This window comes from Pseudomonas paracarnis (assembly GCF_904063055.1).
GTDB lineage: Bacteria > Pseudomonadota > Gammaproteobacteria > Pseudomonadales > Pseudomonadaceae > Aquipseudomonas > Aquipseudomonas paracarnis.
Genome location: NZ_CAJFCN010000012.1, coordinates 1 through 22,316, shown reverse-complemented (window position 1 = coordinate 22,316; position 22,316 = coordinate 1). Strand labels below are relative to the sequence as shown.

The 22,316-nt window shown below is 58.7% G+C and carries 17 protein-coding genes; 7 read left to right on the top strand and 10 right to left on the bottom strand.

Annotated features, from left to right (window positions below; all coding sequences use genetic code 11):
• Window positions 1-98: 98 nt before the first annotated feature.
• A complete protein-coding gene (locus JMV15_RS22010) occupies window positions 99-4,838 on the top strand; it encodes an RHS repeat-associated core domain-containing protein (RefSeq protein ID WP_069868367.1) in 4,740 nt (1,579 codons plus the stop codon).
• Window position 4,839: 1 nt separating this feature from the next.
• Entirely contained in the window at window positions 4,840-5,253 is a 414-nt protein-coding gene (locus JMV15_RS22005; RefSeq protein WP_034125790.1) for a hypothetical protein, read from the top strand.
• A gap of 59 nt (window positions 5,254-5,312) precedes the next feature.
• Here the strand turns inward: JMV15_RS22005 and hemB are convergent, their stop codons facing one another.
• The 3 genes from hemB to JMV15_RS21990 form a co-directional block, all read right to left on the bottom strand.
• Window positions 5,313-6,287, bottom strand: coding sequence for a porphobilinogen synthase (hemB, locus tag JMV15_RS22000; protein WP_019817510.1), 975 nt, complete (start codon window positions 6,285-6,287; stop codon window positions 5,313-5,315).
• 116 nt (window positions 6,288-6,403) lie between these two features.
• Window positions 6,404-7,246 carry a PhzF family phenazine biosynthesis protein gene (locus JMV15_RS21995; protein ID WP_038449690.1) on the bottom strand — a complete coding sequence of 281 codons (843 nt, stop codon included), beginning with the start codon at window positions 7,244-7,246 and terminating at the stop codon, window positions 6,404-6,406.
• Window positions 7,247-7,249: 3 nt separating this feature from the next.
• Window positions 7,250-7,948: a glutathione S-transferase N-terminal domain-containing protein gene (locus JMV15_RS21990; RefSeq protein ID WP_019817512.1), complete on the bottom strand. Its 699-nt coding sequence runs from the start codon at window positions 7,946-7,948 to the stop codon at window positions 7,250-7,252.
• A 251-nt stretch (window positions 7,949-8,199) separates the two neighbouring features.
• Here JMV15_RS21990 and JMV15_RS21985 point away from each other — a divergent pair, with 251 nt between their 5' ends.
• Complete coding sequence (locus JMV15_RS21985) at window positions 8,200-8,901, top strand: hypothetical protein (protein WP_019817513.1); 702 nt, start codon at window positions 8,200-8,202, stop codon at window positions 8,899-8,901.
• Window positions 8,902-8,959: 58 nt separating this feature from the next.
• Entirely contained in the window at window positions 8,960-10,015 is a 1,056-nt protein-coding gene (locus JMV15_RS21980; RefSeq protein ID WP_019817514.1) for a permease, read from the top strand.
• Window positions 10,016-10,124: 109 nt separating this feature from the next.
• On the opposite strand, the gene mnmH is transcribed toward JMV15_RS21980, so the two are convergent.
• The 4 genes from mnmH to JMV15_RS21960 form a co-directional block, all read right to left on the bottom strand.
• On the bottom strand, window positions 10,125-11,228 hold the full coding sequence (gene mnmH, locus JMV15_RS21975) for a tRNA 2-selenouridine(34) synthase MnmH (protein WP_019817515.1): 1,104 nt from the start codon (window positions 11,226-11,228) through the stop codon (window positions 10,125-10,127).
• A complete protein-coding gene (selD, locus tag JMV15_RS21970; RefSeq protein WP_020302053.1) occupies window positions 11,228-12,262 on the bottom strand; it encodes a selenide, water dikinase SelD in 1,035 nt (344 codons plus the stop codon). Before selD ends, mnmH begins: the two co-directional genes overlap by 1 nt.
• Before the next feature lie 93 nt (window positions 12,263-12,355).
• Window positions 12,356-13,105, bottom strand: coding sequence for a TerC family protein (locus JMV15_RS21965; RefSeq protein WP_014717958.1), 750 nt, complete (start codon window positions 13,103-13,105; stop codon window positions 12,356-12,358).
• Between the two features lie 31 nt (window positions 13,106-13,136).
• Complete coding sequence (locus JMV15_RS21960) at window positions 13,137-13,388, bottom strand: hypothetical protein (protein ID WP_014717957.1); 252 nt, start codon at window positions 13,386-13,388, stop codon at window positions 13,137-13,139.
• Between the two features lie 134 nt (window positions 13,389-13,522).
• On the opposite strand from JMV15_RS21960, the gene nhaR reads away from it, so the two are divergent.
• Window positions 13,523-14,425: a transcriptional activator NhaR gene (nhaR, locus tag JMV15_RS21955; protein ID WP_014717956.1), complete on the top strand. Its 903-nt coding sequence runs from the start codon at window positions 13,523-13,525 to the stop codon at window positions 14,423-14,425.
• Window positions 14,426-14,429: 4 nt separating this feature from the next.
• Here the strand turns inward: nhaR and JMV15_RS21950 are convergent, their stop codons facing one another.
• Window positions 14,430-15,584, bottom strand: coding sequence for an MFS transporter (locus JMV15_RS21950; protein WP_038449689.1), 1,155 nt, complete (start codon window positions 15,582-15,584; stop codon window positions 14,430-14,432).
• A gap of 241 nt (window positions 15,585-15,825) precedes the next feature.
• Here JMV15_RS21950 and sstT point away from each other — a divergent pair, with 241 nt between their 5' ends.
• On the top strand, window positions 15,826-17,046 hold the full coding sequence (sstT, locus tag JMV15_RS21945) for a serine/threonine transporter SstT (protein ID WP_014717954.1): 1,221 nt from the start codon (window positions 15,826-15,828) through the stop codon (window positions 17,044-17,046).
• Between the two features lie 71 nt (window positions 17,047-17,117).
• On the opposite strand, the gene JMV15_RS21940 is transcribed toward sstT, so the two are convergent.
• Together JMV15_RS21940 and JMV15_RS21935 are read right to left on the bottom strand one after the other, a co-directional pair.
• Window positions 17,118-20,273, bottom strand: a complete 3,156-nt coding sequence (locus tag JMV15_RS21940; protein ID WP_038449688.1) for a hypothetical protein — start codon at window positions 20,271-20,273, stop codon at window positions 17,118-17,120.
• A gap of 285 nt (window positions 20,274-20,558) precedes the next feature.
• Window positions 20,559-21,068 (bottom strand): DUF1993 domain-containing protein, encoded by a 510-nt coding sequence (locus tag JMV15_RS21935; protein WP_019817519.1) that lies wholly within the window; start codon window positions 21,066-21,068, stop codon window positions 20,559-20,561.
• 117 nt (window positions 21,069-21,185) lie between these two features.
• Here JMV15_RS21935 and JMV15_RS21930 point away from each other — a divergent pair, with 117 nt between their 5' ends.
• Window positions 21,186-21,836 (top strand): YceH family protein, encoded by a 651-nt coding sequence (locus tag JMV15_RS21930; protein ID WP_032903698.1) that lies wholly within the window; start codon window positions 21,186-21,188, stop codon window positions 21,834-21,836.
• The last annotated feature ends 480 nt before the right edge of the window (window positions 21,837-22,316 follow it).

The window sequence follows — 22,316 nt, the reverse complement described above, 5'->3', positions numbered from 1 at the left end:
AAACAGTGCGAGGGAATGCAGATGGTTTTTTTCGTGACGCGTGCGGCTGACGGGGCCGCCACTTGAACCCGGCCATTGGCAGGCTGGCGCTGACGCCAATGAACGTGGAAACGGTCGACGTCGAGGGCGTCTTCCGTGACTTTCGCGATTGCTTGAACACCTTTGACGAGTGGGCCAAAAGCTTTTGGAGCTTCTCCGCGCTGGACGTCGAACAGGTGTTCAAGGTCGGGGATGACGTCGCGCTGGTTGCCCCGATCAATCGCTCCCTGTTTCCCAGCAGCACCGTCGCCACCTGCCAGGCCACGGGTACCTTGACCCTGGTGCATATGTTCCAGAGCACGAGGTTCGTACCCATCGGCAACACCCCGGTGATCGTGCAACGCGTTGATCCAGACGGCGGCCCGCTGGGTGATCCCCTCCACAAGACCATCGGCCCCAGTGGCATCCTCGAAGTCACCGAGTGTGATCGCAACCAGCAATACCGGGTGAGTTTCTACCCCAACGTTTCCCAGGATCACCTCAAAGCACTGTATGCGTCCTACCAGTCAGTGATCGCAGCGTTGGAAGCCCGGCTGCGCAAAGAGTGGACCGACACCTTCCAGGCCCAGTGGAAAAATTATGCAGACGCCCGCCCGCTTGAGCGGCGCCGCTTGCTGGAAGCGGCTTTTGCCAGTGGGTTGGGCAAGGCGCTTTACAGCCTGTGGGACAACCTTGGCGAGCTGTCTGCGCTGCTGGCCGACCTCAAGCCCAACAGCGAAAAACTGCTGCAATACCTTTCTCAAACCGAGCTCGATGAACTGCTGACACTGGGCAGTGATGCGATAGCCCAAGGCTTGTTGGTGCTCAGTGATGAGCCGCTGCTGTTTATCTACCTGTCGGCGCTGGTCAGCTGGATGCGCATGCTCCCGCCACCGGAGATGGCTGAACTGTGGGGTGAGATTACCGGTGAGGTGCTGATCAATCTGCTGCTGATTCGCGTGTTGGGTGCGATGGGCGTGATGGTGCGATTGGGGGCTCGTATGCTCAGTCACGTCAAATCCGGGCGGGCGCGGGCGTTGTTGGAATTGCTGGCCAAGCAAGTAGTGGGGCCTCGGTTGGAAACCCATGTCGAGGCGGCCAAGCCGGTGTTGCTGAGCAGTGCGGCGACGCCGATTAAGACGGTGCCGGCTGTGCCGTTGAAGGCGGGCGATAGGCTGGTTTCGAACCCGGTGCCGATGGTGCGCGGCAAGGCCCAGCGCACCACGTTGGTCCGTCAGGAGCCTGTCGATGATGTGCCGGCCATGGCGTCGAATCCGAAGGGCGATGCGGCGGCGCCTGCGGATAAAACAGTCACTCACGGCTGCCCGGTGTCGATGGTCACCGGCGAGGAATTGCTGACCCTTACCGACGGCGCGCTGGACGGGATTTTGCCGTTTGAGTGGACACGGCTGTATCGCACTAGCGCGGTGGAGGTCGATTGTGGGCTGGGGTTTGGTTGGAGCCATGCGCTGGCTCACAGGCTTTGTGTGTCGGGCGATTCGGTGGTGTGGATCGATCATGAGAATCGCTCGACTACCCTGCCCTTGCCCACCGACTCTCGGCCCGCGATTACCAATAGCCTGGCGGAAGCGGCGATCTATTTGGGTTCGGCGCCTGACGAGTTGGTGCTGGCCCAGGCCTCGCGTTTTTATCACTTTCGCGACGGTGTGCTGGTCTCGATCAGCGACGCGTATGACAACCGGCTGCGCCTTTGCCGGGATCGTTCAGGGCGGATTGAGCGGCTGGATAACGGCGCGGGTCGCTCGTTGCTGTTGCGTTATGAGTTGGGTCGCATCGTCGCGGTGGACTATCAGGTGCATCGCGCCAAAGGGCGTGAGCCCTACGTGTGGGTCACCGAGCAAAACGTTGTTTCCTACGCCTATGACGAAGATGGACGACTGGTTTGCGCGACCAATGCTGTCGGTGAAAGCGAGCGTTATCGGTACGACGATCAGCACGTCATTCTTGAGCGGCAGTTGGCCGGTGGGGCGACTTTCTTCTGGGCGTGGGAACGGTCTGGCAAGGCGGCGCGTTGCGTCCGGCATTGGGCGAGCTTCTCGCAGATGGACACGCGTTATGCCTGGGGCGATGACGGCCACGTCACCGTGCATAACGCCGATGGTAGCCAGGAAGTCTATGTCCATGACGACCGGGCGCGCTTGGTGCAGCGCATCGATCCGGATGGCGCTCAGCATTACAAATCCTACGATGACAAGGGCCGGCTGACCGTCGAGCAAGACCCGATGGGCGCGGTGACGGCCTATCAGTACGACGATGCCGGACGCTTGGTGGCGCTGTTTCCGGGGGAGGATGAGCCGACATCCTACGAGCATGACAATGGGTTCGTACGAGTTGTGCGCCGTGGTGAGGCGGTCTGGAAATATGAGCGTAATGAGCAAGGCGATGTAACGCGTAGGACCGATCCCGATGGTGAGGTTACTGACTACAGCTACAACAAACAGGGACAACTGACCGGTGTTTGGTATCCCGACAGCAGTTGCCATCGGCTGGTGTGGAACGAGCGTGGGCAGTTGCTTGAAGAGCAATTGCCCAACGGCGGGATCAAGCGTTATCGCTATGACGATCTAGGCCGGCAGATTGCGCGTGAGGATGAGCATGGGGCTCAAACTCAATATCAATGGGATGCCGTCGGGCGTCTGCTAAAGCTGATCGAGCCCGGTGGTGGTTGTAGGGAGTTCAGCTACAACCCCTACGGCAAAATCATCGCCGAACGCGACGAACTCGGCCACGTCACCCGCTATGAATACGCCGACGGCCTGCACCTGATCAGCCGCCGTCTCAACGCCGACGGCACCCAGGTCAAGTACCGCTACGACAACGCCCGGCTGCTGCTCACCGAGATCGAAAACGAAGCCGGCGAAACCTACCAACTCGACTATCACCCCAACGGCCTGATCCGCCAGGAAACCGGCTTCGACGGCCAGCGCACCGCCTATGCCTACGACCTCAACGGCCACCTGCTGGAAAAGACCGAATACGGCGACGATGGCAGTCAGCTAATCACCCACTACCAGCGCGACCACGCCGGGCGCCTCGTCCGAAAAACCCTGCCCGATTCCAGCATTGTCGACTATGCCTACGACCGCCAAGGCAACCTCCTCAGCGCCGAAGACGGCCACTGGGCGCTGGCCTACGAATACGACCGCCAAAACCGCCTCACCGCCGAACACCAAGGCTGGGGCACCCTGCGCTACGGCTACGACGCCTGCGGCCAACTGAAAACCCTGTGCCTGCCAGACAACAACCGCCTCACCTTCAACCACGACAAAGGCGGCCACCTCGCCACCGTCGAACTCAACGGTGAAGTACTCACCTCACATCTGTTCAAGAGCGGCCGCGAACACCAGCGCCAGCAAGGCCAACTGCTCAGCCACTACCACTACGACGACCAACACCGCCTGCACGCCCACGCGGTGACCCAACAGCAAAACCACCTCTACCAACGCCAATACGACTACGACAAAAGCGGCAACCTCACCCGCCTACTCGACACCCGCAAAGGCGAACACCGCTACCACTACGACCCCCTCGCCCGCCTGACTCGCGCCGATCACTCGCAGGACGTACAGGAACGCTTCGCCCACAACCCGGCGGGCAACTTGCTGATGCAAGACCGCCCCGGCCCGGACATCGTTGCGGCCAACCGCCTGATGATCCAGGGCGACCGTCATTACGACTACGACGCCTTCGGCAACCTCATCCGCGAACGACGCGGCAAGGGCCAGCAACTTGTCACTGAGTACCGCTACGACTGCCAGCATCGGTTAGTCGGGGTTACAACGCCCAACGGCCAAACCGCCAGCTATCGCTATGACCCATTTGGACGTCGCATCAGCAAAACTGTGGACGGCAAGACCACCGAATTTTTCTGGCAAGGCGACAAGCTGATTGCCGAACACCATGCAGAGCGCCATCGCAGCTACCTCTACGAGCCCGGCAGCTTCCGCCCACTGGCACTGTTGGACGGTTTCGGCCCAAAAGAAACCAAGCCCTACCACTACCAACTCGACCACCTCGGCACCCCGCAGGAACTGACCAGCCATGAGGGCGAAATCATCTGGTCCGCCCACTACCGCGCCTACGGCCAGATCGCCCGGCTCGACGTAGGCAAAATCGACAACCCACTGCGGTTTCAAGGGCAGTATTTCGATGCGGAAAGCGGCCTGCACTACAACCGCCATCGCTACTACAATCCGGATATTGGTCGTTACCTGACGCCGGATCCGGTGAAGTTGGCGGGGGGGATCAATGGGTACCGGTATGTGCCCAATCCGACAGGTTGGGTAGACCCGCTGGGACTGAACAGATGCCCAGGTACGGTAGGATGCGAACCATCCTTAGGCGCTGAAGATCCTTCAACTCCAGCATCAAGTAAGAAATCAGAACCCAACCTTCCGACTCCTCATAATGACGAAGAGTATCTTTTTCGCGGAGACAAAACCCCTCCAAACGAGGTATTCAAAAATGGCTTTAAAAGCAAAGGCGATAGCGAAGATTTGTACCTACACGCAATTGACAGTAATGACCCTCCCAGCAACTTCATAAGCACATCGCCATCACGGGCAGTCGGGATCACTTTTGCTACCAGCTACGGAGATAAAAAAGGCTATTTGTACACACTTAAGAGTATTGAGGGGCATGATATAAATACAGAACTAGGCAAGCAGGCGCCATACCCTAAAGAGCTAGAATTCGCTATCCATAACAAAATCGACCCAGAGGATATATTAGGTGCCACCCCAGTAAAATCTGATGGAACTTACGTTGGATATTCCATACCAAACCCCAACAGGAAATAAAATGAAAACTAAAAATATAAAGGTAATAATCAAAAACGAGCACAAGGAGGTCACCGTCAAATATGACCCAAGGAAGCTCATCATGACATTTTCAGAAGCGGATAACTTTAAAAAAGTTTATGAAGGGCATGACCTATATATATGCCTCGCAAAAATCAGAGCAGACTTCCCGCATATAACTTTTTTATGCAAAGGGGCAAAAATAAATGTTAAACCTTCAAGAATGGCTTCTCAGATGAGCGCGGGGCTCGTCGCATACGAAATGACTTTAGGTCAGCAAGCTACCAACGACGACATAGTCCATTTGTTTGACTACGAAGAGGAGAACCTAACAAACGACCCACAGGAACAAATTGATTTCTTCAGGAAATGGTTGGTGTCACTAGGTGCGCAAGATTACGAAAAATTCAACTAAGTTATGAGTGCCCCTCCCCCTGTGATTAGCCAGCTCACCACAGGGGAGAAACGATATCCTTAAATCCCCGCCACCGCCAAATCCATCGCAAAATACGTAAATATCAAATCCGCCCCCGCCCGCTTGATCGACCCCAACGTCTCGCGCACCACTCGATCCTCATCAATCGCCCCGGCCTGTGCGCCGAACTTGATCATCGCGTACTCACCGCTCACCTGGTACGCCGCCACCGGCAGGCGCGAGGCTTCGCGGATGTCGCGGATGATGTCGAGGTAGGCACCGGCAGGCTTGACCATCAGCGCGTCGGCGCCTTCCTGTTCGTCCAGCAGCGATTCGCGCACGGCTTCACGGCGGTTCATCGGGTTCATCTGGTAGCTTTTGCGGTCGCCCTTGAGCGCGCTGCCGCCGGCTTCTCGGAAGGGGCCGTAGAGGGCCGAGGCGAATTTGGTGGAGTAGGCCATGATCGGAATGTGGGTGAAGCCGGCGTCATCCAGCGCGCGGCGGATGGCCTGGACCTGGCCGTCCATCGCCGCTGACGGGGCGATCACGTCGGCGCCGGCGCGGGCGGCGGCCACGGCTTGTTTGCCGAGGTTGACCAGGGTCGCGTCGTTGTCGACATGGGCACCGTGCATCACGCCGCAGTGGCCGTGGTCGGTGTATTCGCAGAAGCAGGTGTCGGACATCACGATCATTTCCGGCACGGCGTCCTTGATGATCGAGGACATGCGCGAAACCAGGCCACGTTCTTTCCACGTGTCGCTGCCGCTGGCGTCGAGGTGGTGGGACACACCGAAGGTCATCACCGACTTGATGCCGGCGCGGGCGTAACGCTCGATCTCACCGGCGAGTTTTTTCTCAGGAATGCGCAACACACCCGGCATGCTGGTGATGGGCACGAAGTCGTCGATTTCTTCTTCGACGAAAATCGGCAGTACCAGGTCGTTGAGGGTGAATTCGCTTTCCTGGAACAGGCCACGCAATTCCGGGGAGCGGCGCAGGCGACGTGGACGGGCTTGGGGGAACTGGCTGGTCATGGCAATCCTGAAAAATGGCTGAACACTTTGGGGCGAAAGCTTATGCCCCCAAGTCCCGGCAACACAAATGCCGAGGGGCCAATAGTGTATTGCCGGGTGCGTAACAATTCATTGATCTAAAGCTGTAGACGCCCTTCGATGCACAACGCTACGGCGCCGCCCACCCAGATTTCATCGCCCTGGCGCTCGATATGAATACGCCCCGCTCGCCCAATCGCCGTGCCTTGGCTGACCACGTAACGGCTGGGCGCCAGGCCCTCGGCGAGCAGCCATTGGGCCACGCCGGCATTCAAGCTGCCGGTGGCCGGGTCTTCGGCGGCGCCATCGCCAGCGACAAAAGCGCGCACTTCAAAGTGCGCGTCCACCGCATCACGCGTCGGATCACAGGGGGCGATCACCCCTACGGCCAGACCCAGCAGTTGCGCATAGTCCGGTTGCAACGCAAGCACCGCGTCACGATCAGCCAGCATCACCGCCAGCCAACCCGCACCATTGTCGACCCACTGGCTGCGCACAATCGCCTCGGGCGCCAGCTTCAAAGCCAGGCGCACGCGCTCCAGCAACGGCGCCTCCACGGGCCCTGCACGCAACAATGGCGGCGCGATAAACGCCAGTTGGTCACCCTGGCGACGAATACGCACCAAGCCGATTTCGCACTCCTGGATAATCTCCTCCCCACGTGGCACGCCGCCAGCCTGCAACCAGGCGTGGCAACTGCCCAAGGTCGGATGCCCGGCGAACGGCAGCTCTTTGAGGGTGGTGAAGATTCTTACCCGATAGTCAGCACGTGGGTCGCGCGGCGTCAGTAAAAACGTGGTTTCGCTGAGGTTGGTCCAATTGGCAAAGTCCGCCATCTGCTGGTCGGTGAAGCTATCGGCCCCCAGCACCACGGCCAAGGGATTGCCTTTGAGCGGCACGCTGCTGAATACGTCCAGTTGTTGAAAATCGAAAGTCGGCATGCATCAGCTCGGAATGTTCAGGCCACGGATCACCGCAGGACGTGCGACAAAGCCGTCCAGCGCGCGCAGTACGTTAGGGAAATCGGTGATGCCTACCAGATCACCGGACTCGTAGAACCCGATCAGGTTGCGAACCCACGGAAAGGTCGCAATGTCGGCGATGCTGTACTCGTCGCCCATGATCCAGGTGCGGCCCAACAGGCGCTTTTCGAGCACGCCCAGCAAGCGCCGCGATTCGGCGGCGTAGCGATCACGCGGGCGCTTGTCCTCATAAGCCTTGCCGGCGAATTTGTTGAAGAACCCCAGTTGGCCAAACATCGGGCCAATGCCGCCCATCTGGAACATCAACCATTGCAGGGTTTCATAGCGGGTGGCCGGGTCTTCGGAAAGCAACTGGCTGGTCTTTTCCGCCAGGTAAACGAGGATCGCGCCGGATTCGAACAGTGCCAGCGGCTGCCCGCTCGGGCCGTTGGGGTCGATAATCGCAGGGATCTTGTTGTTGGGGTTCAGGGACAGGAACTCGGGAGACAATTGGTCCTGGGTGTCGAAGCTGACCTTGTGCGCCTCGTAAGGCAGGCCCAGTTCTTCGAGCATGATCGACACCTTGACGCCGTTGGGCGTGGGTAGCGAATACAGCTGCAGGCGTTCTGGGTGCTGGGCGGGCCATTTGCTATTGATCGGGAAAGCGGCGAGTGCGTTCATCGAGAACCCCCTGGTCGGAAAGCCCCATCATAGTCATCTGCCTGCCGCCGTGCATGGGTCATCGTTGCGCAACATTTGCCGGCTAGTATCCCGCGTGGGCGAACCAAAGCGCCCGAATGCACTCTTAAAGAGCGCCCGAACAATGAATGGAGGCTGCTTGCTATATCGACAGGGAACACCGCAGGACGCTGATGCGTCACTGGGGCCGGGCTTGTCCGCCTTAACCCGACGCACGAAGACTCGAACCTATCATGAAGATCAAGCCTCTGCGCCTTGTGCCACGACTCAAACGTTATTCCTACATGGTATTGCCGCTGCTGCTGGTCAGCGCTGCTATCGTCACCGCCCTGGACGCCCGTGAAAGCCGTGCGCAACCGGTCGATGGCGTGCAAACCCTGGTATTCCTGCGCCATGGTGAAAAACCCGCCGGTGGCCTGGGCCAACTCAATTGCCAGGGCCTGAACCGCGCCATGAACCTGGCGACCCTGTTGCCGGAAAAGTTCGGCAAAGCCAACTATGTGTTCGCTGCCAACCCGACGCGCAACGTCGAGGAAGGCGAACTGGATAACTCCTACAGCTACATTCGCCCACTGATCACCATCAGCCCCAGCGCGATCAAGCTCGGCCTGCCGGTGAATATCGAGTTCTCAGCGAATGACACCAGTGCCCTGGCCGAAGAACTGGTCGAGGACAAGTACCGCAACGCGACCATCTACACGGCCTGGTCCCACGGTTACTTGCCGGAACTGATCAACAAAGTCGCCAGCGAAGCCGCTGGCGAAAAACACACCATTACCGATGATTGGTCTGGCAATGACTACGACTCCCTGTACGTGCTGACATTGACCTGGCACAACGGCAAGGCTTCGCTGCTCAGCCGCAACTACAAGCAAGGGCTGAATAACGGCGGGGAAAACTGCCCGGACCCGACCCAGGTCAGCGCAGATATCTGAAGCTTGGGCCGCAGGGGCGTATGATGCCGGGCTATCGACTCACCTGCGGATCCTCTCCATGTCCAACCTCGCTTCCACCCAGCCCAACCGCGGCTGGGCATTCTGGTGCAAACCTGCGCTGTTTCTCCTGGTGGCCTGCATCGGCCTCTACTATGTGAAGTGGTCGCCCTACTACCTCAAGGCGTTTGTAGCGGCCGACAACCACAGCATTGGCGCCTCGATTCTCAATGACCAGCAAAGCTCGCCCCTGGCGGCGGCGCTGGCCTATGCCCAGGTGTATTTCCTGGCCATCTGGAAAGCCGCCGTACTGGCAGTGATCCTCGGTTCATTGCTGCAGGTATTGATCCCTCGCGACTGGCTGCTGCGCCTGTTTGGCCGCGCCGGGCTGGGCTCGACCCTGCGCGGAGGGCTGTTCGCCCTGCCGGGGATGATGTGCAGTTGCTGCGCGGCCCCGGTGGCGGCGGGCATGCGCCGCCAGCAGGTGTCGGTCGGCGCGGCGCTGGCGTTCTGGATTGCAAACCCGGTATTGAACCCGGCCACACTGGTGTTCATGGGCTTTGTGCTGGGCTGGGGTTTCACCGCGCTGCGGCTGGTGGCGGGGATTGTGCTGGTGGTGGGCGTGTCCCTGGTGGCACAGCGCATTGCGCGCCCGGACCACGTGCCGGAAGCAGCACTTGAAGCCGTTGCCGACGTCAGCACAGTGGAGTCGCAACCGTTCTTGAGCCGCTGGTTACGCACGCTGTGGCAACTGTTCTGGAGCACTATCCCGGTGTATATCCTGGCCGTGCTGATCCTCGGCGCGGCACGGGTTTGGTTGTTTCCCCATGTGGACGGAGCGATGGCCGACAGCCTGGTGTGGCTGGTGCCGTTGGCGATTGTGGGCACGCTGTTTGTGATTCCGACAGCGGCAGAGATTCCCATCGTACAAACCATGATGGCCCTGGGCATGGGCACCGGCCCGGCCGTGGCCTTGCTGATGACCCTGCCGAGCGTGAGCCTGCCGTCGCTGTTGATGCTGCGCAAGGATTTCGATGCGCGGGTGCTGGTGACGGTGGCCGGCTTGACCATGCTGGTGGGGGTGGTGTGTGGGTTGATTGGAGCGGTAATTCTTTAGATTTTCAGTGGGGCCGATGGCCTCATCGCAGGCAAGCCAGCTCCCACCTTTGTATGTATTCACACTTCAAAAGGTGGAAGCTGGCTTGCCTGCGATGGCGTCCCAAAGGTCACCCCACCCGGGCCGCCCGCTCGCGCAAATACTCCACCACTGCACCCTGCTCCCCGGCAAACTCGATACGCGCGCCCTTGCTTTCGCGCTGGAACGCATACATCGGGTCGTAATACTCACGCAGCAAACCTTCAATCCATACCCGATGCAACTCCACTGCGCCGCTGCGTGCCTGTTCGGCCAGGGCATCCTGCAACACCGCCTGCAACCGCTGGAAACGCTCGCCGCCCAGTCGCTTGTGAATATTGGCCAGGCTTTGGGTCAGGCGCTCGGCAAATAATCGCTGGCCGGTTTCCCCAAAAACTTCAATGAACTCGGCGCACAGGTCCACCACGTAATCCTTCAGGATGCGCTCGACACGGCCCTCGACGCTGTCTTCCAGCCACACCATCGGAAACGTCTGCATGCCCTTGTGCAATGGCAGCGGCAGCGCACAGCTGCCGATCATGCGGCTCTCGTCCTCGACCACGAACTGGTCAATGCCCGTCGCGCGCTTCTTCAACAGGTCCACCGCCAGGCGGTTCTCGAAGTCGATATTGGACGGTTGCGCCGTAGCACGCTTGCCGAAGCTGGAACCGCGATGGTTGGCGTGCCCTTCCAAATCCAGCGCATTGCGCAGTTGGCCGAGCACTTCGGTCTTGCCGGTGCCGGTCATGCCGCCCAGCAGTACGAAATCACACTGGGCAGTCGCCTGCTCCAGGGTCTCCAGCAGGAAGGTGCGCATGGCCTTGTAGCCACCGCCCACGCGGGGATATTCGATGCCCGCTTCGGTTTTCAACCATTGCTGCACGATCTGCGAACGCAGGCCGCCCCGAAAGCAGTAAAGGTAGCCATTGGGGTTAGCCTGGGCAAACTGCGCCCACTGTTCGATGCGCTCGGCCTTGATCGCCCCGGACACCAACTCATGCCCCAGCACGATCGCCGCTTGCTGGCCTTGCTGCTTGTAACAGGTGCCGACCCGCTGGCGCTCGTCGTCGGTCATCAGCGGCAGGTTGATCACCCCGGGGAACGCGCCCTTGGTGAATTCGACCGGCGCGCGGGTATCCATCATCGGGCGGTCGTTGAGGAAAATGTCGCGGTAATCGGTGATGTCCGTCGCCATCAAATCACCTCAACCGCGTTGGTCTGTCGCTCCAGCAGTTCACCGATAGGCTCAAGGGCCAGGCCCAGCTCGGCGGCGACGGCGTGGAACTCGGCATCACCCTCCGGGGTAACGGCGATCAGCAGGCCGCCGCTGGTCTGGGGGTCGCACAGCACGCGCTTGTGCAGTTCCTGCACACGCCCCAGCTTGCTGGCGTAGCTTTCAAAGTTGCGCAAGGTGCCACCCGGCACACAGCCCTGGTCCAGGTAATACTCCACCCCTGGCAGGCGCGGAACCTTTGCATAATCGATGCGGGCCGTCAGGCCACTGCCGTCGGCCATTTCCACCAGGTGGCCGAGCAGGCCGAAACCGGTGACATCGGTCATGGCCGTCACGCCGGCCAACTTGCCGAAACGGCTGCCCGGCTTGTTGAGAGTGCACATCCAGTCACGCGCCAGGCCGATATCCGCCTCGCGCAGCTTGCCCTTCTTCTCGGCGGTGGTGAGGATGCCGATGCCCAGGGGCTTGGTCAGGTACAGGCGGCAACCGGCGGTGGCCGTGTCGTTACGCTTCATATGGCGCTTTTGCACAATGCCGGTCACGGCCAGACCGAAGATCGGCTCCGGCGCGTCGATGGAATGCCCGCCCGCAAGCGGGATGCCCGCCGCGTCGCACACCGCCCGACCGCCACGAATCACTTCGCGGGCAATCTCCGGCGCCAGCACGTTGACCGGCCAGCCGAGAATGGCGATGGCCATCAAGGGATCGCCGCCCATGGCATAGATATCGCTGATGGCATTGGTGGCGGCAATGCGGCCGAAGTCGAACGGGTCGTCGACAATCGGCATGAAAAAGTCCGTGGTGGACACCACGCCGCGCTCGTCGTCGATGGCGTATACCGCCGCATCGTCGCGGGAGGCATTGCCCACCCACAGGTTGGGGTCGAGGTTCTGTGCACCGCTGCCCGCAAGGATCACTTCCAGCACCTGGGGCGAAATCTTGCAACCGCAACCCGCACCGTGGCTGTACTGGGTAAGGCGAATCGGCTCGTTCATGGGGGACCTCAAGCTATCAAGTGGGCCGATTCTAGCAGACAGCAAAAGGCCGGCTGGGCTCTTGTGAACACAGCCGGCCTGTTTGTTCAGCGGTTACTGGCGCGCAGCGAGCAAACGTGCGTGCCGGTTACGCCGGGCGATGTTCAAGCATTCGATCGCCGCCGAGAAGGCCATGGCCGCATACACGTAGCCTTTTGGCACGTGGGCGCCGAAGCCTTCGGCGATCAGCGTCATGCCGATCATGATCAAGAAGCCCAGGGCCAGCATCACCACGGTCGGGTTGTCGTTGATGAACTTGGCCAACGGTTCAGCGGCCACCAGCATCACGATCACCGAGACCACCACGGCAATGATCATGATCGGCAAGTGCTCGGTCATGCCCACGGCGGTGATGATGCTGTCGATGGAGAACACCAGGTCGAGCATCAGGATCTGGCCGATGGCGGCAGCAAAGCCGATGGTCACGGTATTGCTGACGGTTGCCTTCTCTTCAGGCTCCGGGTCCATGCTGTGATGGATCTCGGTAGTTGCCTTCCACACCAGGAACAGGCCGCCGGCGATCAGGATCATGTCCTTCCACGAGAACGCCTGGCCGAATACTTCGAACACCGGTGTCGTCAATTGCACGATGAACGCGATGGTGCTCAACAGGCCCAGGCGCAATATCAACGCCATGCTGATACCAATGCGCCGCGCCTTGGCCCGGTGCTTCTCCGGTAGTTTGTTGGTGAGGATCGAGATAAAGATCAGGTTATCGATGCCCAGCACGATTTCCATGACGATCAAGGTAGCCAGTGCGACCCAGGCGGTGGGGCTGGCGGCCAGTTGTAGAAGGTAATCCATAGGTCAGTCCTGACGTGGTTGTGCTGGGGAATTAGGTTTCTTTGGTGTCGGATTCAGCAGCGTTTTCGGCGTCTTTTTCCTGCTTCTCAGGGCTGATCAAGCCCTGGGTTGCTTCACTCAATGCCTGCTCGGCGGCCTTGTGGGTGTCGTCGATGGCCTGCTTGGCCGACTCGGTGGCTTTGCCCAGCACCTGTTGCGCGCTTTTCTCGACTTGATCACAGCCGCTGACCCCTATCAATGAAAGCGCAAGCAACGACGCGGCGCCCAGGGAATTGAGTTTCATGATGTATTCCTCGTTAGAACCCTTGGGTCCAAGTAGTGGCCCCTCGATAGCGAGGCATTCTATGCAGGCGAACAGTTCAGGAAAATTCGTATTTTTCTCGCGTATACTTCGATTTTTACGAAGTGTAGGCCGTGATGCTCAATTATCGACAACTGCATTACTTCTGGGTGGTGGCCAAGACCGGCAGCATCGTGCGCGCCTGTGAGCAGTTGAACCTCACGCCGCAGACCATCAGCGGGCAGATCAGCCTGTTGGAGCAGACCTTCGGTATTGCCCTGTTTCAGCGGGTCGGGCGCCAGCTTGAACTGACCGAAGCCGGGCGCCAGGCGCTGCCCTACGCCGAGCAGATGTTCCAGACCGGCAACGAACTGGAGGCGATGCTGCGCGCCCAGCCCGACGAACAGCAGATCCCGTTCCGCGTTGGGGTGGCGGATGTGGTGCCCAAATCCATCGTGTACCGGTTGATCGCGCCGACCATGGAGTTGAGCGAACCGATCCGCATCACCTGCCGTGAAGACAAACTCGAACGTTTACTGGCCGACCTGGCGATCCAGCGCCTGGACCTGGTGATTTCCGACAGCCCCATGCCCACGCACTTGGACATCAAGGGCTACAGCCAGAAGCTGGGAGAATGCGGCATCAGTTTTTTCGCCACCCAGACGTTGGCTGACCAGCATGGGGGGGATTTCCCACAGTGTTTGCAGGGCGCACCGCTGCTGATCCCGGGCGCTGAGACCGTGGTGCGCAGCCGTTTGCAGCGCTGGTTTGCCGAACAGCAAATTCAACCCCGCATCATCGGCGAGTTCGACGACAGCGCTTTGATGCAGGCCTTCGGGCAATCCGGCAGCGGAATTTTTATCGCGCCCAGCGTGATCGCCGACGAGGTGGTGCGCCAATACGGCGTAGCGCTGATCGGCCAGACCGATGCAGTGACCGAGTCGTTTTATGCAATCTCAGTGGAGCGCAAGGTCAAGCACCCCGGCATTGTGGCAATTACCGAGGGTGCCCGGCGGGAGTTGTTTACCGCCCTGCCCTGATCGCTCAGGCATTGAACGCCGTGGGTTTGGCGGTCATCAGCCACAGTGCGAGCAGGATCGACACCAGGATAAACCCCGAAGCGGCAAACCCCAGGCTGCCCAGGCCCAGGGTGTCGATGACATGCCCGCCCACCATCGCGCCCAGGCCAATGCCGAGGTTGGCGCCGGCGATATTCAGCGACGCGGCAAACGCCGGTGCATGGGGCGCGGCCTTCATCAAGCGCACATGGCTGACCAGGAACATCGCCGCCTGGGTCACGCCCCACACCGCCATCGCCGCGGCCAGGCCGATGGTCGAGTGAATCGCCGGCACCACCGCCACCATGCCCGCGATCATGAACCCGCAAAACACCATGGACGCAATCAACGGATGACGATCCACGGCACGTCCGCCCAGGGAGTTACCGATCAGCCCGACCGCGCCAAAGCCCATCAGGCACCAGCCCACCAACGTGCCGTCGAACCCGGCCAGGCGCTCAAGGATATCTGCCAAGTAGGTATAGGCGGTGAACATGCCACTGAACACCAGGATCGACAGCAGGATATGCCCCTGCATCACGGGGCTGCGCAGGATCTTGAATTGCGAGCGCAAGCTGGCCTGCTGGTGCTTGGCCGGGGTAACCGGCAGGTAGACATACAGCAGCAATGCCTTGGCCAGGGCAATCACCGCGAGCACGGCGAACGCGGTGCGCCAGCCGAACATATCGGAAATCAGCGTGCCCACCGGAATACCAAATACGGTGGCGCAAACAATGCCAAAGCCGATTTTTTCAATCGCACGCCCGGCGAACTCAGGGCCGACAATGTCAACCGCCGTTTCGCTGGCCAGGGCCCAGAACACGGGCAAGCCCAGGGCCGGGATCAAACGGGCCAGGGCCATTACCCAAATATTCGGCGCCAGTGCCGCCACCGTATTGGCCGCTGCAAACATGATCAAGATGCTGATGAACAGACGCTTGCGTGGGAAGCGTGCGCAGTAGGCAGTGAGGAACGGGCCGAACGCGGCCACGGTGAACGCGAACAAGGTCACCAGCAGCCCGGCCTGGGACACACTGACGTTCAGGTCCCGAGCAATCGAGGGCAACAGGCCGACGATGACGAATTCTGTGGTCAGCACGGTAAAACCGGCGGCTGACAGCAGCAGGATAGGAAACAACATGAAAACTCCAGAAACAACGACATCAACGACAGCCCGAAGGGCCCGCTGACGGATAGGAAAGATGAGAGGGATGAAGCTTAACAGAACATGTGCGGATCTGACCAAGCCCGACTGAAACGGGTGACGGAATGCCGCAGCGAACGAGACGCGTCCTACAGCATGCTAGACTTCGCGCCTGCTTCCTACAGTGCTTTCTGCCTGCAATGCTGTGCCCTACTAAAAAAACTAGAGACAACTCTTTATGACTGCTGCCCCTTCCCTGTTGCAACGTTTAATGCGCGTCAGCCTGGTCACCCAAATTGTCATCGGCCTGATTGCCGGGATCGTGTTGGCCTTGCTGTTCCCCGAGGCCGCGCGCGCCACCGGTTTTATCGGCAAGGTATTTGTCACGGCGCTGAAGGCTGTCGCGCCGATCCTGGTGTTTGTGCTGGTCATGGCCTCGATTGCCAACCACAAGCACGGTCAGGAAACTCACATCCGCCCGATCCTGTTTCTGTACCTGCTCGGCACTTTTTCCGCCGCCGTGGTTGCAGTGGTCGCCAGTATGTTGTTCCCGTCTGCCTTGGTACTGGTCACCCATGACGCCACGGTAAGCGCCCCCGGCGGTATCGGCGAGGTGCTGCAAAGCCTGTTGCTCAGCGTGGTGGATAACCCGGTCAGTGCGCTGATGAATGCCAACTTCATCGGCATCCTGGCCTGGGCCATTGGCATGGGCATCGCCATTCGCCATGCCGGTGAAACCACCCGTACGGTATTGGACGACTTGTCCAACGGCGTCACCCTGATCGTACGCGTGGTGATCCGCTTCGCCCCGCTGGGCATCTTTGGCCTGGTGGCCTCCACCCTGGCCACCTCGGGTTTCGGCGCCCTGCTCGGCTATGCCCATCTGCTGGTGGTGCTGATCGGCTGCATGCTCTTCGTAGCGTTGGTGATCAACCCGGCCATCGTGTTCTGGAAACTGCGCCGCAACCCGTACCCGCTGGTGCTGATGTGCCTGCGTGAAAGCGGGATCACCGCCTTCTTCACGCGCAGCTCGGCAGCGAACATTCCGGTCAACCTGGCGTTGAGCAAACGCCTGGGCCTGCATGAAGACACCTACTCGGTGTCGATCCCCCTCGGTGCCACCATCAACATGGCCGGCGCCGCCATCACTATCACCGTGCTGACCCTGGCGGCTGTGCACACTCTTGGGATTACCGTGGACCTGCCAACCGCCGTGCTGCTCAGCGTGGTCGCGGCCATTTGCGCCTGTGGGGCTTCCGGCGTGGCGGGCGGCTCGCTGCTGCTGATCCCGCTGGCGTGCAGCCTGTTTGGTATTCCAAGTGAAATCGCCATGCAGGTTGTCGCCGTTGGTTTCATCATCGGCGTACTGCAGGATTCGGCCGAAACGGCACTCAACTCATCTACCGATGTGTTGTTTACTGCGGCGGCGTGCCTGGGTAAAGAAGATCAGACCGCCTGATTGAGCAAAAAAAGCCCGAGCCGTTCACTCCTGAACCGACTCGGGCGTTTTTCATGGCGGCTGAATATCCATCAAGATGGCGAAGTGGCCGCAGTGAATCCCTGAAGGGGCATCCCGTATCGCTCGTTTGTTTGCGGATTGAATCGGTACCATTTACCGCTGACGGAATCTAGCTGAGCGATAATCTTTGTCGCGTCCTCGCCCGCAGAAGTGCCAACCATTACATTTTTCGGCTTGTGCTGAAAAACCCTGTTAACACTAATGTTAGCCGCAACGCTTTTCCAGCCAAGGCTTAATTTGCCCACTACCGAAGAAAACGCTGTCAGGCCTCTAGTCCCGATGGCCGCCCCGCCTGCAAAGGGGTTGGCGGCGCTTATAAATGCCCGCCCCAGCCTGCCTGTAACACCTCCGCGCCCTAGCTGCCCACCTACCTTCGCGATCTTTGAAATTTTTCCGACGGCGCCTGCACCTGCGACAACAAAACCAAACACGTCAAATGCAAGGAATTTCAGCCCTTCACCAACCCTACCCTGCTGAAAACTGTGAAGCGCCGACGCTCCCGGTATCAGTGCACGGGTCACCGCCTGGATTTTTTCGAACTCAGTCACTTCAGTGTCGAACGTGGTGACACCTCTGGCCGCGTTGACCACCGTTTCACGTTCGTCGGCCCTGAAAAAATGGCGTGTGACTGCGTCTGCTATATGCTGCGTTCGCTGCGAACTGAAGGCTTGGGTAGGAGATGAAGTTTGAAGCTTTGATTCTCGCTCTTTACGTTCTGCCGAATCATTGGCATTAATTTCACTGATTTTGGTGTTGGATTGAGCTCTGACCTTGGGTTTATTCGTAGCAACAGGGGTCCACTCGCCTTGCAGCCCTGTCTTGAGCCCCTCCGCTAAATCTGCGCGATGCTGCAGCCCGCCCGTCGCGGGATTGAATTCGTAAATCCGTTTCTTGCCTTTATGCAGCGTCTCAAGAAATACAGAGCTACTTTTAACTTCTTCAGTCTCCGAAACATCGTACTGAATCTTGTAACCTGCCGATGTAATGGTTTGGGTGACTTTTTCCTCTCCATAGATTTTCAACGCGCCGTGCTGCAGTGCCTCCTGATCCTCCTGAGGCAGCAAAGACATCTGATGTTTAACATTCACGCTCATGGCGTCTTTAAATCCGTCGAAATACTCCAAGACATGTGATTCGAACGCTTCGTTTAAAGATCCCATCTCGTGAACGTCAGCCGCTATTTTTTCAATCGGAACAGCGGGATCATTGGAAAACCATCTGACATGTTGCTGCGGGGCGGAATAGATATCCAATATCGAATAGGGGCCTTTTAAGTCGCGGTGTTTCTCGGTGGGATAGATTGTTTTTTTCTCGAAGTCTATTTTCCCATAGGTTTCCTCGGGAAAACAGGCCCTCAATATACTGAGCCCTAACTCCGAGCGACTATGTAATATCGTGCGTTGCGCTTCTGAAGCCGTTGTCAATAACTCGAAGCGCTCGTTGGCGAGGACGCCGGCACGTTCAATTTCTTCATCCGTATAATTGTTATCCTCCCGTTTTTCGATGGCCCCATCCGCCACTGCCCAATGAATCAACCCCTCTCGCGCCGCCAACGCTTCCACTTGTATCCCGGCATCGTCTATGGGCCTCAAGTCGTCTTTGAGCAACTGCTCATATGTTTTAGTCGCCGCCACACCTGGAGAGCGCATTTCAGCTTTGGCAACGATCGATTTCAAACTGACCCAACCCGGTGAGCCGTAAGTCACATGATCCGGGACATCTTTGACCAGTAATTCCGGAGCGTGGTGCGACAACGGCAGATAGGCCGCAACAGGAGCGTTACCGCCGTATGACTTGCTCAGATGATCAGTGAGCCCCTTCAGAACAAATGACAGCGGTTTTCCCCAGTTCTCGCGCGCCGACAGATCAAACCCGGCCACCTTGTTCTTTTCGCCCGGTTTCCATAACGCATCCTGATTGAGGCCTATCTGGAGAGCCGAAAGTACCCAGTCCTCAACACTGCCGACCCCCTCGAACTTATCGCGCAAGGCTTCGCCCAAGGACTGCGCAGCCGGGCTTTGCAAAAGTCTCAAGATCGCTTGTCGGGGATCTTTCAATTCTGCTTCGGACCATTGGATGGTTTGTGTCAGATACCCGAACGCGTTTTGGCTCAATTTCAACTGGTCGAATTCGGGTAGCCCCATCGCGTTATAGGAAACAGCATCGTAGATCGCCTGCTGTTGCGTCGTATCGAGCGGCGTTGGCCACGCTAGTCCGCCGCCCAAATCCTGACGCCGTTGTGGGTACTGGAGCTCTGCTAAACTGAGGCCAATTTGTCGCATTTCTTCTGTATTAACCGGATGTTTCCAGCCATTGGCCGTCATGAACTGCAAGAGGTTCACTTGTCGTCCGGCCATTGGTTGGTTATCCAAGTGGAAACCAGATTCAGGGCCAATCGTGAACAGTTGCGATTGCAGGTAGGATAGAAATCCGGCTTCACGATCATAGGGAGGCTGGAAGCCAGGGCGAAAAGAGAGGTTACTCTGATGCAAGCGCTCTTGTTGATCCAGATACTTGCCTACCTTAGCATTAGCTTCGACCAGGGCATCTTGGAAGGCTTGCAGATCGCGTCTATCGGCAAGTTGTTGTTTTTGTAACATCAGGGTTTCTTCAGAACGCGCTTGACCAACGCCCGACGTCGCAAATGCGTTGTTTTTTTGCAACGCTTGAGCTCGTGCTCGATCCTCGGTTGAATCGTTATGTATCGTCTCTCCATAAAACTGGGCGATCAACTTGAGCGGTACACTGTCGGCGCGCACGGCCGAGTAGCTTATCCCGTCGGGAGCATAGGCTTTCAATGCGGCTAGAATTGGCCCTGCGTATAACGCCCAGCGAGGGTGGTCTTTTAAAGTAAATCGGGCAATTGCTCCATTTTTTTCTTTAACGCTCAGCGTCCCGTCTGGGGCGATCTCCATGGTGGTCGGGTCCAAACCCTGCCTCTTCAGCACATAGGCAAGATACGGGTCTTCAAATGTATTACGCAACTGTATACGCCATTGGCCGAGAGACGACGCGTCTGGAATATTCGGAATAATAGTGTGCTCATCACGGGCTCGACTCTCCAGGGCTTCTGCATAACGGGCGGCCAATTCACTGTCGGCTTGAGCACGGTCAGAAGTTGATAGAACCGCTTCGTTACCGGGAGCCTCTCGACGGGTCCGGCTCATCGCAAACGAACGTGAAGACGAATCCTGGCTGACGGAGGTATTGCGTGTATCTTCGAAATAAGCGTTATGGGTTGTCGACGTTAACGCAGAGGAGGAAAGCTGCATTTAGTTTGTGGTCTCCAGGTTCTTCGGTTGAAAGTTTAATAGGCACTCCTGAGTGAGATTTACTGAATATTGGTTGCATCAAGATATGTAACAAAGCATTGGTGAAAAGAATATCCTGCAAAAAAAACCGAGGCCGTTCATTTCAGAACAAGCCCCGGTTTTTTTTATTGAAGCGTGAGTTTAGAACGCGCCCATGTAATCACGCTTGCCCACTTCCACACCGTTATGACGCAGCAAGGCATAAGCGGTAGTGATGTGGAAGAAGAACTGCGGCAGGCCGTAGGTCAGCAGGTAGGACTGGCCGCTGAAGCGCTTCTCTTTCGGCGTGCCTGGGCGGGTGATGATTTCGATACCTTCCTTGCCGTCGATCTGCTCGGGCTTGATGGTGTCGACGAAGGCCAGGACCTTGGCGATCAGTGCTTGCAGGTCGGCAAAGGTGACTTCGTTGTCTTCGTACTTCGGTACTTCGATCTCGGCCAGGCGTGCCGACACACCTTTGGCGAAGTCCACGGCGATCTGCACCTGGCGCACCAACGGGAACATGTCCGGGAACAGGCGCGCTTGCAGCAAGGCGTTGGGCTCGATGTTCTTGGCGCTGGCGTGGGCTTCGGCTTTCTTCAGCACATCGCTCAACGCGTTGAGCATTTGCTTGAAGACTGGGATAGAAGCGGCGTACAGGGAAATGGTCATGTCAGTCTCACTGATAATGGCAGGGTTGGAACCAGCGGCGATTATAGCCATGCCCGGTGCTTGTCTTTTATTTTTTGAGGATTACGCTGGTGAGCTTCACTGCATAGGGAAAGCGCGATGACCGCCGAGCACGACACCGACACCCCTGAGCCGCGCCTGAACAGCACGGAAATCCGCATCCTGGGCTGCCTGATCGAAAAACAGGCGACCAACCCGGAAACCTACCCCCTCACCCTCAACGCCCTGGTGCTGGCCTGCAACCAGAAGACCAGCCGCGAGCCGGTGATGAACCTCAGCCAAGGCCAGGTCGGCCAGAGCCTGCGCGCGCTCGAAGGCCAAGGCTTCACGCGCCTGGTGATGGGCAGCCGCGCCGACCGCTGGGAGCACCGTGTGGACAAGGCCCTGGAACTGGTGCCGGCCCAGGTGATCCTGACCGGGCTGCTGTTCCTGCGGGGGCCGCAGACCGTCAATGAGTTGCTCACCCGCAGTGGGCGTATGCATGACTTTGAGGATGCCGAACAGGTTGTGCATCAGCTCGAGCGCCTGATTGCACGAGGACTGGCGCTGCTGGTGCCGCGTCAGGCGGGGCAGCGGGAAGACCGGTATACCCATGCACTGGGGGACCCGGCAGATATTGAAGCGATTATGACCGCGCGGGGGAATCCGGTAGAGCGTAGCGCAGGGGCTGTTTCGGTGGAGCGCATTGAAGAGCTGGAAGCGCGGATTGCCGCACTGGAAGAACGGCTGACGCAGCTGGAACAGGTATAACGCAGATAAACATGTGGGAGCTGGCTTGCCTGCGATAGCCATTGGTATCGACACAACTTTGTAGGTTGCAGCAGCCAACGGTAACTACGATGCGAAGCGAGCCGCTCTTGATCTTGCTCTGCTTTTGATCTTAGGCGCCCCGTTAAACCACGCTGGCCGAACGCAGGCTTTAATTCGTGGGTAACCCGGCAGGACGCCGGGTTAGCCGCCCCGCGCCATGGATGGCGCGTGGCGGCGGCCCACGGATTCAAGCCTGCGTTCGGGCACACCGAGCCTAGGCGAGGTGCCGAGTGGTGGGGCAAGAGCCTTTTGCTTACTTTTGGGCTCTTTTCAAAAGTGAGCCGCTGTAAAAGCCAGCCCTTTCAAGGTCTTTTCGTCTTGGCAGCCTTGATTATCCGGTCCGTTGAAACATGCGCATTCACCGCGGTGCCTTTAACCCATGTTTTGGGCTTGGGTACCTTGGGGCCACGGGGGCTTTTC